The 14389-nt window shown below is 66.6% G+C and carries 12 protein-coding genes; 6 read left to right on the top strand and 6 right to left on the bottom strand.

Going from position 1 to position 14389, the window contains the following annotated elements:
- From hemW to lepA, 3 genes are all read right to left on the bottom strand, one after another.
- On the bottom strand, positions 1 to 1016 hold a 1016-nt coding region (gene hemW, locus KZA10_RS00700), incomplete at its 3' end, for a radical SAM family heme chaperone HemW (RefSeq protein WP_218681925.1).
- A complete protein-coding gene (locus KZA10_RS00695; protein WP_017830360.1) occupies positions 1016 to 1669 on the bottom strand; it encodes a DUF1990 family protein in 654 nt (217 codons plus the stop codon). The genes KZA10_RS00695 and hemW, both read right to left, overlap by 1 nt.
- A gap of 84 nt (positions 1670 to 1753) precedes the next feature.
- On the bottom strand, positions 1754 to 3607 hold the full coding sequence (gene lepA, locus KZA10_RS00690; RefSeq protein WP_218681924.1) for a translation elongation factor 4: 1854 nt from the start codon (positions 3605 to 3607) through the stop codon (positions 1754 to 1756).
- Between the two features lie 242 nt (positions 3608 to 3849).
- Between lepA and KZA10_RS00685 the strand changes: the two genes are divergently transcribed.
- From KZA10_RS00685 to KZA10_RS00665, 5 genes are all read left to right on the top strand, one after another.
- Positions 3850 to 4833: an ABC transporter permease gene (locus KZA10_RS00685; RefSeq protein ID WP_055867654.1), complete on the top strand. Its 984-nt coding sequence runs from the start codon at positions 3850 to 3852 to the stop codon at positions 4831 to 4833.
- Positions 4834 to 4835: 2 nt separating this feature from the next.
- On the top strand, positions 4836 to 5765 hold the full coding sequence (locus KZA10_RS00680; RefSeq protein WP_055867651.1) for an ABC transporter permease: 930 nt from the start codon (positions 4836 to 4838) through the stop codon (positions 5763 to 5765).
- Positions 5762 to 7690: an ABC transporter ATP-binding protein gene (locus tag KZA10_RS00675; protein ID WP_017830356.1), complete on the top strand. Its 1929-nt coding sequence runs from the start codon at positions 5762 to 5764 to the stop codon at positions 7688 to 7690. Before KZA10_RS00680 ends, KZA10_RS00675 begins: the two co-directional genes overlap by 4 nt.
- Before the next feature lie 116 nt (positions 7691 to 7806).
- Positions 7807 to 9516 carry an ABC transporter family substrate-binding protein gene (locus tag KZA10_RS00670; RefSeq protein ID WP_017830355.1) on the top strand — a complete coding sequence of 570 codons (1710 nt, stop codon included), beginning with the start codon at positions 7807 to 7809 and terminating at the stop codon, positions 9514 to 9516.
- A 75-nt stretch (positions 9517 to 9591) separates the two neighbouring features.
- Positions 9592 to 10407, top strand: coding sequence for an alpha/beta fold hydrolase (locus KZA10_RS00665; protein ID WP_270408973.1), 816 nt, complete (start codon positions 9592 to 9594; stop codon positions 10405 to 10407).
- On the opposite strand, the gene KZA10_RS00660 is transcribed toward KZA10_RS00665, so the two are convergent.
- Complete coding sequence (locus tag KZA10_RS00660) at positions 10349 to 11731, bottom strand: glycoside hydrolase family 1 protein (RefSeq protein WP_218681923.1); 1383 nt, start codon at positions 11729 to 11731, stop codon at positions 10349 to 10351. The two genes, KZA10_RS00665 and KZA10_RS00660, sit on opposite strands and share 59 nt — an antisense overlap.
- Positions 11732 to 11952: 221 nt before the next feature.
- On the opposite strand from KZA10_RS00660, the gene rpsT reads away from it, so the two are divergent.
- A complete protein-coding gene (gene rpsT / locus KZA10_RS00655) occupies positions 11953 to 12213 on the top strand; it encodes a 30S ribosomal protein S20 (RefSeq protein ID WP_017830351.1) in 261 nt (86 codons plus the stop codon).
- 105 nt (positions 12214 to 12318) lie between these two features.
- On the opposite strand, the gene holA is transcribed toward rpsT, so the two are convergent.
- Together holA and KZA10_RS00645 are read right to left on the bottom strand one after the other, a co-directional pair.
- Positions 12319 to 13356: a DNA polymerase III subunit delta gene (holA, locus tag KZA10_RS00650; protein ID WP_055867635.1), complete on the bottom strand. Its 1038-nt coding sequence runs from the start codon at positions 13354 to 13356 to the stop codon at positions 12319 to 12321.
- A gap of 40 nt (positions 13357 to 13396) precedes the next feature.
- The coding region (locus tag KZA10_RS00645) for a ComEC/Rec2 family competence protein (RefSeq protein ID WP_218681922.1) at positions 13397 to 14389 on the bottom strand (993 nt) is incomplete at its 5' end.

Below are 14389 nucleotides of genomic sequence, written 5' to 3'. Positions count from 1 at the left end.
CGCGACTCGTCGTCCGGGCGCTCGGTTCCGGCCGCCGGCGATTCGGCTGCCGCCAGACGCTGCGCGTAGGCGGCCGGGTGCTTCACGTTCCACCAGCGCAGACCGGCGACGTGGCTGTGCGCACCGGGACCGAAGCCCCACCAGTCGCTCCCCCGCCAGTACGCGAGGTTGTGGCGGGAACGGCGATCGGGCGTGCGCGCCCAGTTACTCACCTCATACCAGTCGAAGCCGCCGTCTGCGAGACGGGCATCGGCGAGCTCGTACATGTCGGCCTGGAGGTCGTCATCCGGAGTCGGAACCTCGCCGCGGCGGATCTGGCGGGCGAGCTTCGTGCCGTCTTCGATGATGAGCGCGTAGGCGGAGATGTGGTCGGGTTCGAGCACCAGCGCGGCATCGAGGGAGGCCTCCCAGTCGGACAGCGACTCCCCCGGGGCCCCGTAGATCAGGTCGACGCTCACCGCGAGCCCCGCGTCCTTCGCTGCGGCGACGGCGGTGCGCACGTTCTCCGGGCGATGGGTGCGATCGAGCGCGGCGAGCACGTGCGGAACAGCCGACTGCATGCCGACCGACATCCTCGTGACTCCGGCCCGCGCCAGAGTGCGGGCCACCTCGGGCGTCACGGTATCGGGATTCGCCTCGACTGTGACCTCCGCCCCATCGGCGAGGCCGAAGGCACCGGTCACCGCTTCGAGCATGCGCGCGAGGTCGCCTGCGGGAAGAAGCGTCGGTGTACCGCCGCCGAAGAAGACCGTGTCCATCGGCCGCAGCGCTCCCGCGTCGCCCAGCGCTCGACGGGCGAGCGCGATCTCGGAGATCAGAGTCGACGCGTAGTCCTCCTGCTTCGCCCCGCGCAGTTCGGTCGACGTGTAGGTGTTGAAGTCGCAGTACCCGCAGCGCACAGTGCAGAACGGAATGTGCAGATACGCGGAGAACGGCACCGTCGTATCGATCGGAAGATCGGCCGGCAGGTGCCCGTCCGCGGGCGCTGGGTCTCCGAGAGGAAGCGGTCCCGCCATCAGAGCGGGGTCGCGTAGAGCGGGGAGATCGCCCGGAGGTAGCGTGCGAAGAGCTCACGACGGCGACGCTTCACGAGAGCGGGGATCGTGCGGTAGAGCAGGCCGTTCGGCGCGTCGAAGGCGCGCACGGTGAACCACACCTCGTCGTTGTCTTCACGCCAGTCCACGTCGAACGACTCTTCTCCGCTGACCACCGATCCGCCGACGGTTCCGAGTACGAACCCGACGCGTCGGGTCTCCTCCGTGACGGAGATCACTCGCAGCTCGGAATCGGCGCGCATGCCGGCGACGCGTCCTCGAAGGTGCAGCGTCATCCCCGCCCCGACGAAGGGCATGCCCTCCGCGTCGTAGCGGGGCTCGACGTCGCGCTTGCTCGGCGCGATCGGATTGCCTTCGGCATCGAAGCTCACGCCCGCATAGGCGGGCCCTGGCGCAGGACGCACGTCTTCCACCGACAGTCCGGCCGCACGCTGCGCGGTCCACGACAGAAGGGCTTCACCGGCGGTCTGGAAACGTTCGACACCGCTGCCGATGCGCCAAGACTCCTCCGCCGGGATGCTGCGCTCCGGCGGGTACTGCATCAGGTCGGGCGCATGGGTCGCACCCACGGCCGCATAGTCCACCGTGTCGTCTCGGAAAGTCCCGCGCCGCATGACTTCCACCCTACTTCGCATTACCTGAGCGAACACCCCCACGCGCCGCGGGGCGTCATATCCCGCGGGCGCGATCGAGGCTCGCTACTTCTTGTCCTTGCCTTCGACGTCGCCCGAGAGCGCGGCGATGAACGCCTCCTGGGGGACCTCGACGCGGCCGACCATCTTCATGCGCTTCTTGCCCTCCTTCTGCTTCTCGAGGAGCTTGCGCTTGCGGGTGATATCACCGCCGTAGCACTTGGCGAGCACGTCCTTGCGAATAGCGCGGATCGTCTCGCGCGCGATGATGCGGGCACCGATCGCGGCCTGGATCGGCACCTCGAACTGCTGGCGAGGGATGAGCTTGCGCAGACGCTCGGCCATCATCGTGCCGTAGGCGTAGGCCTTGTCGCGGTGCACGATCGAACTGAAGGCATCGACCTTCTCCCCCTGCAGGAGGATGTCGACCTTCACCAGGTCGGCTTCCTGCTGCCCTGAGGGCTCGTAGTCGAGCGACGCATACCCCTGGGTCTTCGACTTCAGCTGATCGAAGAAGTCGAAGACGATCTCGCCGAGCGGCATGTTGTAGCGCAGCTCGACGCGCTCCTCGGAGAAGTACTCCATGCCGAGCAGCGTTCCACGACGCGACTGGCACAGCTCCATGACCGTGCCGACGTAGTCCTTGGGCAGCAGGATCGCCGCTTTGACCATCGGCTCCGACACCGAGCCGATGCGCCCGTCGGGATACTCGCTCGGGTTGGTCACGGTGACGGTCTCGCCGGTGTCGCTCGTCAGTACTTCGTAGATCACGCTGGGCGCGGTCGTGATGAGGTCGAGGTTGAACTCGCGGGCCAGACGCTCGGTGATGATCTCGAGGTGCAGCAGTCCGAGGAAGCCGCAGCGGAAACCGAAACCGAGCGCGACCGAGGTCTCCGGCTCGTACACGAGGGAAGCGTCGGAGAGCTTGAGCTTGTCGAGGGCCTCGCGCAGCTCGGCGTAGTCGCTGCCGTCGATCGGGTACAGCCCGGAGAAGACCATCGGCTTCGGGTCGGTGTACCCCGGCAGGGCCTCGGATGCCGGCTTCCGCGACGTGGTGATGGTGTCGCCGACCTTCGACTGGCGCACATCCTTCACACCTGTGATGAGGTAGCCCACCTCGCCGACGCCGAGCCCCTTGGTCGGAGTCGGCTCCGGGCTCGACACGCCGACCTCGAGGGCTTCGTGGTTCGCTCCGGTGGACATCATCTGGATGCGCTCGCGCGGTGACAGGCTTCCGTCGACCATGCGCACGTAGGTGACCACACCGCGGTAGGCGTCGTACACCGAGTCGAAGATCATCGCGCGGGCCGGAGCATCCGCGTCGCCGGTCGGCGCGGGGATCTCCTGGACCAACCGGTCGAGCAGCTCTTCGACGCCGACACCGGTCTTGCCCGAGACGCGCAGCACGTCCTCCGGCTTGCCGCCGATGAGTGAAGCCAGCTCCTTGGCGTACTTCTCCGGGTCGGCGGCCGGCAGGTCGATCTTGTTGAGCACCGGGATGATGTGCAGGTCGTTCTCGAGCGCCAGGTAGAGGTTCGCGAGAGTCTGCGCCTCGATGCCCTGTGCCGCGTCGACGAGCAGGATCGCTCCCTCGCAGGCCGCGAGCGAACGCGAGACCTCGTAGGTGAAGTCGACGTGACCGGGCGTGTCGATCATGTTCAGAGCGACGGTCTGGCCATCGAGCTCCCACGGCATCCTGACCGCCTGGCTCTTGATGGTGATGCCGCGCTCGCGCTCGATGTCCATGCGGTCGAGGTACTGCGCACGCATGTCACGATCGGAGACGACTCCGGTGATCTGGAGCATGCGGTCGGCGAGCGTCGACTTGCCGTGATCGATGTGGGCGATGATGCAGAAGTTACGGATCTGCGCAGCCGGCGTCGCAGCAGGCTGAAGAGGAGTGAGAGCGCGTGGGGACATGTCCACTCGATTCTACGGTCAGGGGAGGCTAATCCCCGATTCGGGCATACCGGTGATAGTCTCCCGAAGTTGCCAGGGAAAATCCGTGACACCGGATCCCGCAAGCGATAAGACTCCGTCATACACCCCGTGATGGTCGTCGCGTCGCAGAGTTCGGTGGATGGCGATTGTGTATCCAACTGACTCAGCGTTGCGTCGGCAGATCCCGAGCGCGTCTGTAGAAGAGAAAGACTGACCCCCCCTTGATCAAGTACCTCCTGCGCCGAGCACTCGGCTGGCTGCTCATGATCGTGGTCGCCACGAATCTCACGTTCTTCCTGGCGTGGGGTTTCCTGGATCCGCGCAGCAACTACGTCGGGCGCCGACCTCCGCTTTCTCCGGAGCAGATCGACAACGTCCTCATCCCCCGCAACCTCAGCGACACGGTTCCGCTGATCGAGCGGTGGTGGAACTGGTTCAGCGGCATCCTGATCCGCTGGGACTGGGGTGTGAGTCCCACCGGTCAGTCAGTGAACGAGCAGGTCTCATACCGCATGTGGGTCAGCGCCGAGCTCGTTCTCGGGGCGACGATCATCGCGGCGGTGCTCGGCATCTGGCTCGGTGTCTACACCGCCTCGCGTCAGTACAAGCTCGCCGACCGCATCGGCCAGGCGACCTCGATCATCACGATGAACGTGAACATCATCGTCGCCGGACTCGCCGTGGTGCTCCTCGCGATCTCCCTCAACGAGTGGACCGGCGTCCGCATCTTCTACGTCACCGGCTCCTCGAGCCCCGGCGTCACCGGCTTCTTCCCCGTGCTGGTCGACACCCTGCAGCACCTCACGCTGCCCACGATCGCGCTCGTGATCGTCGGCTACGCCCAGTACCACTTCCTGCAGCGGTCGCTGCTGCTGGACAACATCAACGCCGACTACGTGCGCACCGCCCGGGCCAAGGGGCTGACCAAGGCGCAGGCGGTCCGCAAGCACGCCCTGCGCACGTCGCTCATCCCGGTCGCGACGCAGGTCGCGTTCACGATCCCGACGATCTTCACCGGCGCGATCCTGACGGAGCGCATCTTCGCCTGGCAGGGCATGGGGCGGTACTTCCTCGACACCATCAACAACAACGACATCAACGGCGTCGTCGCCGTCGCCGCTTTCGGCGCCGTGCTGACAGCGATCGGTGCGGTGCTCGCCGACATCATCGTCGTCGTTCTCGACCCGCGAGTGAGGGTGAGCTGATTATGACCACCGATATGATCGATCCCCTCGTCGAGCCGCCGGCAGCGCCGTCCAGCGCCGACCGCGCCGCGGACAAGTCGCTGTCCAAGTGGACGCTCTACACGCGCCGGTTCATGCGCAACAAGCCGGCCGTCGGCGGCGTCGTCGTCCTGCTCGTGCTGGTCCTCTTCTCCACGCTGGGTCCGCTGCTGTCGCCGTACGCCGTCGACAGCATGGACTTCCTCGCGCTGAGCCAGCCGCCGTCCGCGGCGCACTGGTTCGGCACCAACGGCGCCGGCAACGACACCTACACGCAGACGGCCATCGGCCTGCAGCGATCCCTCATGATCGCGATCACGGTCTCGGTGGGAACGACGATCCTCTCCGCGCTCGTCGGTACCGCCGCCGCGTACTTCGGCGGCTGGTTCGAGCGAATCGCGCTGCTCGTCATCCACTTCATGATGGTCGTGCCGACCTTCCTCCTGCTGTCGATCATCTCGAACGACTCCGGCGGCGTGTGGTGGGTCATCGCGTTCGTGATGATCTTCGTCAGCTGGTTCTTCCCCGCTCGCATCATCTGGACGATGACGCTCTCGCTGCGTGAGCGCGAGTACGTCCAAGCCGCGCGCTACATGGGCGTCCGCGGCCTGCGCATCGTGACACGTCACCTGATCCCGAACATCGGATCCCTGCTGGTCATCAACTTCACCCTCGGCATCGTCGCGGCGGTGACGACCGAGACCGGCCTGTCCTTCATCGGCTTCGGTGTGAAGATCCCCGATGTCTCGCTCGGCTCGCTGATCGGTGAGGGCAGCTCCTCGATCACCAGCTCGCCGTGGCTGTTCTACTTCCCCGCGTTGGTCCTCACCATGCTGACCGTGTCCATGGCGCTCATCGCCGATGGACTGCGCGATGCCCTCGATCCCACTTCGGCTGCAGGAGGCCGCGCATGAGCCCCGTACTCTCGGTCCGCGACCTCAAGGTCAGCTTCGCTTCCGAGGCGGGCCGCGTCGACGCCGTGCGCGGCGTCTCCTTCGACCTCGAAGCGGGAAAGACCCTCGGCATCGTCGGCGAGTCCGGTTCCGGCAAGTCCGTCACCTCTCTCGCGGTGATGGGCCTGCTCGATGAGAACGCCAAGGTCTCAGGGTCGATCGTGTTCGACGGCCAGGAGCTCCTGGGAAAGACCGACGCACAGCTCTCCACCATCCGCGGCAACGGGATCTCGATGATCTTCCAGGACCCGCTGACCTCTCTCACCCCGGTATACACGATCGGCGCGCAGCTGATCGAGGCGCTGACGGTGCACCGCAACCTCAGCATCAAGGAGGCGACGGCGCGCTCGATCGATCTCCTCAAGCTGGTCGGCATCACCGAGCCCGAGAAGCGGATGAAGTCCTTCCCGCACGAGTTCTCGGGCGGCATGCGGCAGCGCGTCGTCATCGCCATCGCGATGGCTAACGACCCGAAGCTGATCATCGCCGACGAGCCCACCACGGCTCTCGACGTCACGATCCAGGCGCAGATTCTCGACCTGATCGAGAAGGCCCAGGCCGAGACCGGTGCCGCCGTGATGATGATCACCCACGACATGGGAGTCGTCGCCCGCACGGCCGACGATGTGATGGTCATGTACGCCGGCAAGCCGGTCGAGCAGGCGCCGGTGCGCGAGCTGTTCCACCAGACCCGCATGCCGTACTCGATCGGTCTCCTCGGCGCCATCCCTCGTGTGGACAAGGCGGAGAAGGAGCCTCTCACCCCGATCAAGGGCAACCCTCCCCTGCTGATCGACCTGCCGGATGCCTGCCCGTTCGCTGACCGCTGCCCCATCGTCATGGACGCGTGCCGCACCAGCGAGCCCGAGCTCCTGCCGGTCCTCACCGGCGGCGGCGAGGAGCACCGTGCAGCCTGCATCCGCGCGAACGAGATCACCGACGGCGGCCTGCTCGGAGGTCTGCCCGTGTACCCCGTTCGTGAGGCACCCGAGAGCCCGCTGACCCGGGTGCCCCGCGAACAGCGACCGATCACCCTCGAGGTGAAGAACCTCACCAAGACCTTCCCCCTGCTCAAGGGTGCGTTCCTGAAGCGCAAGGTCGGCGAGGTGCACGCGATCAAGGGCATCAGCTTCGACGTGCGCGAGGGAGAGACCCTGGCCATCGTCGGCGAATCCGGCAGTGGGAAGACCACGACGCTCCTCCAGATCATGGACATGGTCAAGCAGACCGAGGGCGACATCGTGATCGCGGGAACCAGCGTCAACGACATCCGCAGCCACAAGGTGGAGCGGGCTCTGCGCCGCGACATCCAGATCGTGTTCCAGGATCCGATGGGCGCCCTCGACCCTCGCATGACGGTCGCGGACATCATCTCGGAGCCGCTGTCGGCCATCGGTACGCCGAAGGCCGAGGCGCACCGGCGTGTCAAGGAGCTGATGGACCTCGTCGGGCTCAACCCCGCGCACAGCGACCGCTTCCCGCAGGCGTTCTCCGGTGGACAGCGTCAGCGCATCGGCATCGCCAGGGCGCTGTCGACCAACCCGAAGATCCTGGTGCTCGATGAGCCGGTCTCCGCGCTCGACGTGTCGATCCAGGCCGGCGTCATCAATCTGCTGGACGACCTCAAGGTCAAGCTCGGACTGTCGTATCTGTTCGTGGCCCACGACCTTTCCGTCGTCCGACACATCGCCGACCGGGTCGCCGTGATGTATCTCGGCGACTTCGTCGAGCACGGCGACGTGGACGACGTCTTCGACAACCCGCAGCACCCGTACACCAAGGCGCTGCTGTCGGCGATCCCTGTGCCGGATCCCGACATCGAGCGCACCCGCGAGCGGATCGTGTTCGATCCGGCGACCATGTCGGCCCACCCCGCTGCCTCCTGATGAGGAGCGCATCACCGTCCGATAACGGTTAGCCCAGATTCACTCGCCGCCCGGGCAATCGGGGATTCGGCGAACTATTCTCCCCTTATGACACGCCGCAAGGCGAAAGGAGCACCATGAAGCAGTACAAGCTGATGGGAGCGCTGGCACTCACCGGCGCTTTCGCACTCGCGCTCAGCGGGTGCGCTACCGGCACCACCGGTGGTAGCGACAAGGGCGACAGCGGCGAAGCAGCCGGTGTCGAGATGGCGAACTACAACCCGCAGCCGCGCGAGAACCTCAAGGAGGGTGGCACGGTCAACTTCGCCATCCGCGAGGTCCCGCCGCAGCTGAACTCGTTCAACAGCGACGGCAGCGCCGACACCGCGCGCATCGCCGCGTGGTACATGCCGCAGATCATCCTCATGAAGCCGGATGGCACGCAGTACAAGAACGACAACTACCTCTCCGAGTGGAAGAACGAGGTGAAGGACGGCAAGACGGTCCTGACCTTCACGTTCACCGACGAGGCGCACTGGAACGATGGCACCGACATGGACTGGACGGCCATCGACGCCACGTGGAAGGCCAACCGTTCCTACGACGAGGGCTTCAACCCGAACGCGACCGACGGCTACAAGGACATCGAGTCCGTCGAGCAGGGCGACACGGCCAAGACCGCCATCGTCACCTTCAAGGGCGAGTTCGCATGGCCGCAGATGCCGTTCAACGGCGGCGTCATGCACCCCGCGCTCGCTGACCCGACCACCTTCAACGAGGCGATGATCGAGAACCCGCACCCCGAGTGGGGCGCAGGTCCGTACACGATCAACGAGTTCGACGCCAACAAGGGCTACGTCTCGTTCAAGCCGAACCCCGAGTGGTGGGGCGACGCTCCCCTGCTCGACGAGGTCACCATGACCGGCATGGACGCCCAGGCCGGCGTCAATGCCTTCAAGAACGGCGAGGTCGACATGGTCGAGACGGGCTCCCAGGAGCTCATCGATCAGGTCAAGGACGTCGACGGCGCCGTGGTCTACCGCGCACAGCAGACGGCCAACACGATCCTGCAGGTCGACTCGACCAAGCCGCAGTTCGAGGACGTCAAGGTTCGCGAGGCGTTCTTCAAGGCGATCAACATCGATCAGCAGAAGCAGATCGCTTGGAACGGCCTCGGATACGAAGAGGACCCGGCCGGCTCGCTGACCCTGTTCTCGTTCCAGCCCGGCTACTCCGACTCGATGAAGGCCGCCGGCTGGAAGTTCGATGTCGAGGGCGCCAAGAAGCTCCTCGACGAGGCAGGCTGGACGGAAGGCTCCGACGGAATCCGCGAGAAGGACGGCGTCAAGCTCTCCGTCGTGTACCCGATCTGGGCTGACTCCGCGACGCAGAAGGCCCTCGCGCAGTCGCTGCAGGCTCAGCAGAAGGCGATCGGCATCGACGTCAAGGTCGAGGTCCGCCCGGCCAGCCAGTTCTCCGAGGACTACACCTCGAAGAACTGGGATGTCTCCGGACTCCGCTTCACCTCCTCCGACCCGTTCGGTGCGGCCTGGTTCTGCCAGCTGTACTGCTCGGACTCTGGTCTCAACCTGTCGGGTGTCGGTGACGCCGAACTCGACGCCGAGATCAAGGACAAGGTCGAGTCGCAGAGCGACCCCGAGGCGCAGACCGCTGCCGCGATGAAGCTCGAGCCCGAGATCTACAAGCGCTGGGGCCTCATCCCGCTGTACAACGGCCCGCAGATCTACACCGTCAAGGAAGGCCTGGCGAACCTCACGCCCGAGCCCTACGTCGGTCTCGACCTGTTCGGCATTACCCCGGTCGAGAACGTCGGCTGGGAGAAGTAACACTCTCTGACACACATCGTGTCGAAGCGGGGTCGGTGGTTCATCCACCGGCCCCGCTTTCCTTATGCTGAACCCGTGAGCGCCCAGATCGTCTTCGTGCACGGCATCCGCACCTCGGCCACCATGTGGCGATCTCAGGCTGCCCACCTCGAAGAGCGCGGCGCCACATTCACCGCCGTGGATCTGCCGGGTCACGGCACCCGCATGCAGGAGGACTTCACCCTTCACGAGGCGCTGCACACGATCGACGTCGCGGTGCGCGCCGCAGCCGAGAGGGGTCCGGTGCTCCTGGTGGGGCATTCCTTGGGCGGCCTGCTGTGTCTCGCCTATGCCGGCGGGGCAGAGCGTCCGCCGGTCGCCGGGCTCATCGCCGCCGCCTGCACGTCGCTCCCCCGCGGCGCCGGTCTTCGCGCCTATCGCCTGTTCGCCCGGGCCGTCGATTCCCTCCCCGACCGTGGGATGTGGCTCACCAGACGGATGCTCGAGGCTACCATCCCCCTCGAGACCCGATCCGACTTCGCCGCAGGCGGGTACGCACTGGACACCCAGGACGCCGCGCTTCGCAGCCTGGCGGCACTCGACATCGCCGCTGCGATCCCCCGCGTCACGGTTCCGCTCTGGTTCGTGAACGGGCAGTACGATCAGCTGCGGCTCAACGAGTCGCTGTTCCGACGGCTCGCACCGCACGCCGAGCTCATCATCGTGCCGCGGACGACGCACCTCGTCACCGCGATGCGACCGCAGATCTTCAACGCTGTGCTGCAGCTCGCCATCGCCACAGTGGAGCGGGATCGCGCCCCCGCCCGCGCCGTGCGAGCGCCGACGACCTCGGTCACCGCTTCTCCCCCGTCCCGGCCACCTGAGGAACCGCTGCACGCGAGCTCGCGATGACCTCTCGATACCAGTCGTACGAAGCCTTGGGCGTGCGCTCGCCCGTATCGAAGTCGACGTGCACGAGACCGAAGCGCTGAGTGTAGCCGTCGGCCCACTCCCAGTTGTCCAGCAGGGACCACACCGTGTACTCCTCCACCGGCACCCCCGCATCGATCGCATCGCCGACGGCCGCGATGTGGTCGGCGAGGTAAGAGATCCGGTCGGCATCGTCGACGCGGGCGGCACGGTCGGGCTCGGGGAACGAGGCCCCGTTCTCACCGATGATCACGGGCGGCAGCTGCGGATGCCAGGCGTGCAGGTCGATCAAAAGATCGTGCAGAGCGCTCGGCATGATCGGCCATTCCGGACCGAACCCGGTCACCGGCGCTCCGGGTGTGGGCACGATGTCGAACGGGATCGGACTCTCCTCCGCTGCTGCGGTCACCGTGGTCGGGTTGTAGAAGTTGATGCCGTAGAAGTCGATCGAGCGGCCGATGGCTTCGAGGTCACCGTCCTGCACAGGCATCGGAGGCAGGCCGAGTGCTTCCAGGTCGGGGTACGAACCGGCGAGGAGCGGCTCGCTGAAGACGCGGTTGTGGATCAGGTCGTAGATCGCCGCCGCTTGGTGGTCCTCGGCGGTGTCGCGCAGCGGCAGGACCCAGGTGTGGTTGTTGACCAATCCGACCGATGCGGCACCATGCTCGCGCAGAGCGGCCGCCGCCCGAGCGTGGGCGAGCAGCTGATGGTGCGCGGTCGGCAGCGCGCCGAAGAGGAGCTGCTTCCCGGGTGCCAGCGCACCGACCGCATAGCCTTGGAGCGTCGTCATGGCGGGCTCGTTCAGGGTGTACCAGTGCTGCACACGGTCGCCGAGACGATCCGCCACGATCGCTGCGTAGTCGGCGAAGCGGTCCGCCGTGTCCCTCTCGAGCCAGCCGCCGCCCGCTTCGATTCTGCTCGGCATCTCCCAGTGGAACAGGGTGGGAAACGGCACGACTCCCGCGTCGAGGAGAAGATCGACCAGACGGGAGTAGTGATCGAGCGCCACCCCGTCGCCGCGTCCGAGGCCGTCCGGCTGTACGCGGGCCCAGGGGATCGAGAACCTGTAGCGATCGAGCCCGAGCCCGGCTGCGAGAGCGACGTCGGCCTCGGGGTGTCGATAGCTGTCACAGGCCGGGTCTGCGACCGAACCGTCGAGGATAGCTCCCGGCCTCTCGAGGAAGTCGTCCCAGATCGATCGTCCTGATATCCCGGTGGGGCGCGACCCCTCGATCTGGAAGGCCGAGGTCGCCGCGGACCAGCGGAGCCCTGAGGGCAGGGACGAACGAGAGGACTCGGGGGTCATGTGGGCTCCTTGACATCAGTGTCGGGAGTGATGATTCTGCACCCGGTACCATCGAAAGCGCGACGGCGTCTCGTGTTCCCGTCGCCGTTTCGCGTCAACAGCCCGTCTGCTGGTAGACTCGACTCTTGGCTTGCGTGTGGGTTCTTCCCTCACGACCGCTGTGCAGCAGCCCTCTTCTGCTGCCGGCATTCCGAACACTCCTGTACAGAAAGCGTCCACACGTGGCAAACATCAAGTCGCAGATCAAGCGCAACAAGACCAACGAGAAGGCGCGCGAGCGCAACAAGGCCGTGAAGAGCGAGCTCAAGACGGTCATCCGCACCACTCGCACGGCCGTCTCCGCCGGCGACAAGGCAGCAGCAGAGGCTGCCCTGAAGAAGGCCGCCGTCAAGCTCGACAAGGCCGTCAGCAAGGGTGTCCTGCACAAGAACCAGGCGTCGAACCGCAAGTCGGCTCTCGCCAAGCAGGTCGCTTCCCTCTGAGCCGAAGCTTCTGAGAAAGGCCCGTCCCGTCATCGGGGCGGGCCTTCTTCATTGCCTCGGAAAGGTCATCGCCTCGGCGAGCGGGCCGGGTCCTGAGGCGATCGGCTACTCCCCGAACGGCTGACGCGTGGCGATCACGGTGACCATGCGCTCGAGCGCGAAGATCGGGTCACGAGCGGCACCCTTGACCTCGCCGTCGGCCCTCGCCGTGGCCTGGATCGCCATCCCGAGCGAGCGCTCGTTCCAGCCTGCGAGGTCGCGGCGGGCACGATCCACCTGCCAGTCCTTCATGCCCAGGCGCTGAGCGAGCTGGCGGCTCGGCTCGCGGTTGCCGGCGACACGCGCCATGGTGCGCAGCTTCATCGCGAACGCCGCGACCATCGGCACGGGGTCGGCACCCGATGAGAGCGCATGGCGGAGGGCGATGAGAGCCTCACCGTACCGACCGGCGATCGCCGTGTCTGCGACGACGAAGGCCGAGACCTCGACACGGCCACCGTAGTACTTGGTGACGATCTCTTCGGAGATATCGCCCTCGACGTCGCCGATGAGCTGCTGACAGGCCGCAGCGAGCTCGGTGAGATCGTCGGCGAATGCAGAGACCAGCGCGCGCAGAGCGGGAGGCGCGATGCGCTTCTTCGCCGCACGGAACTCGCCGGCGGCGAAGTCGACCCGGTCGCTGTCGCGCTTGATGGCTGGGCAGGCGATCTCGATACCGCCGCCGTTCCCGGCGCGAAGCGCGTCGAGAAGCTTCTTGCCGCGCACGCTGGCGCCGGTGTGGCGAAGGATGACCGTCGCCCCCTCTTGCGGGTTGTCGAGGTAGGACACCGCCTCCTGGATGAACGCATCGGAGCATTTCTCCACACCCGAGACACGTACCAGGCGGGGTTCTCCGAAAAGCGACGGTGAGGTGAGAGAGAGCAGCGTTCCAGGAGCGTAGTCATCGGCGCGGACGTCGCTCACTTCGAGTGCAGGGTCTTCGGCCCGGAGGTAGTCGCGGACACCGGCGATCGCTCTCTCGGCACAGACCTCTTCCGGGCCCGACACGAGCACGATCGGGGCGGGGTGCGGCTCGCGCCAGGAGACCTGAGGAATCTTGGTGGGCTTCGCGCCGCCGCGGGAGGGGGTTCGCGAAGCTGCCATGGATCCAGCCTACCGGCGGTGGCCGACATGGCTCGGACTGTCACCGCCCCACCTGCTCCGTCCAGACCTGTAGCTCGCCGTCCCGGAGGCCGAGCAGGACGCGTCCCTGCTCGTCGGTGCGCAGCACATGCGCGCCGGTCGCGGCCAAAAGGTCGAGGGTCTCGGAGCGTGGATGGCCGTAGTCGTTGTCCGCTCCGACGCTGAACAGGGCCACCCGCGGCCGGATCATCTCGTACAGCCCTGGCTCCTGATCCGCACTGCCGTGATGAGCCACCTTGACCACCGCATACGGCGTCAGCCTCGCTGAGCGCTGCAGCATGCGCTGAGGGGCTGCGGAGAGGTCGCCGAGGAAGATCGAGCGCGGCACTCCTCCCCCGTCGAACTCCATCACGACACTCGCGTCGTTGCCTTCGGGGAACGCGACGGACTTCCGCAGCGGCCAGAGCACTCGCCATGCCGCCTCGCCGAGCATGCCGTGCTGGCCCACCGAAGCCTCATCGACGCGCGCGCCTCCCGCGACGAGGTCTTCGAGAAGACGTCGATCCGACTCCTCGGCGACCGGACCGTGCAGAGCCGTGGAGACTCGCCCCTGGACAGCGCCTATCCCGCCGACGTGATCGAGGTCGAAGTGGGTGAGCACGAGAAGGTCGATGCGCTCGATGCCGAGCGATCGCAGGCACGCGGAGAGAGGCTCAGGATCGGGCCCTACGTCGATGAGCGCGACCTCGGTCGCCGAGCGCACGAGCACTGCGTCTCCCTGTCCGACATCGCATACCGCGATGGCCCACCCCTCCGGAGCGGTCGCCGTGGCCAGGGGACCGTCGAGGAGCACACGGGATCCGGCCAGCGAAAGTACGACCACGAGGATCGCCGCCGCTCCTCGCCTCACCCACACGCTCGCGCGCGCGACGCTCGATCCCAGGTCACGGGAGGGTGCCCGAATCAGCACGATGGCGACCGCCGCACTCAACACGGCCACCAGCAGGGCACTGCCGGGCCCAGCAGGCACCAGGACCTGCGCGCCCGGCAGCCG

The sequence above is a fragment of the Microbacterium sp. BF1 genome (assembly GCF_019279095.1).
Lineage (GTDB): Bacteria > Actinomycetota > Actinomycetes > Actinomycetales > Microbacteriaceae > Microbacterium > Microbacterium maritypicum.
The sequence above is the reverse complement of the archived record's forward strand: the minus strand, read 5'-3'. Positions and strand labels throughout refer to the sequence as shown.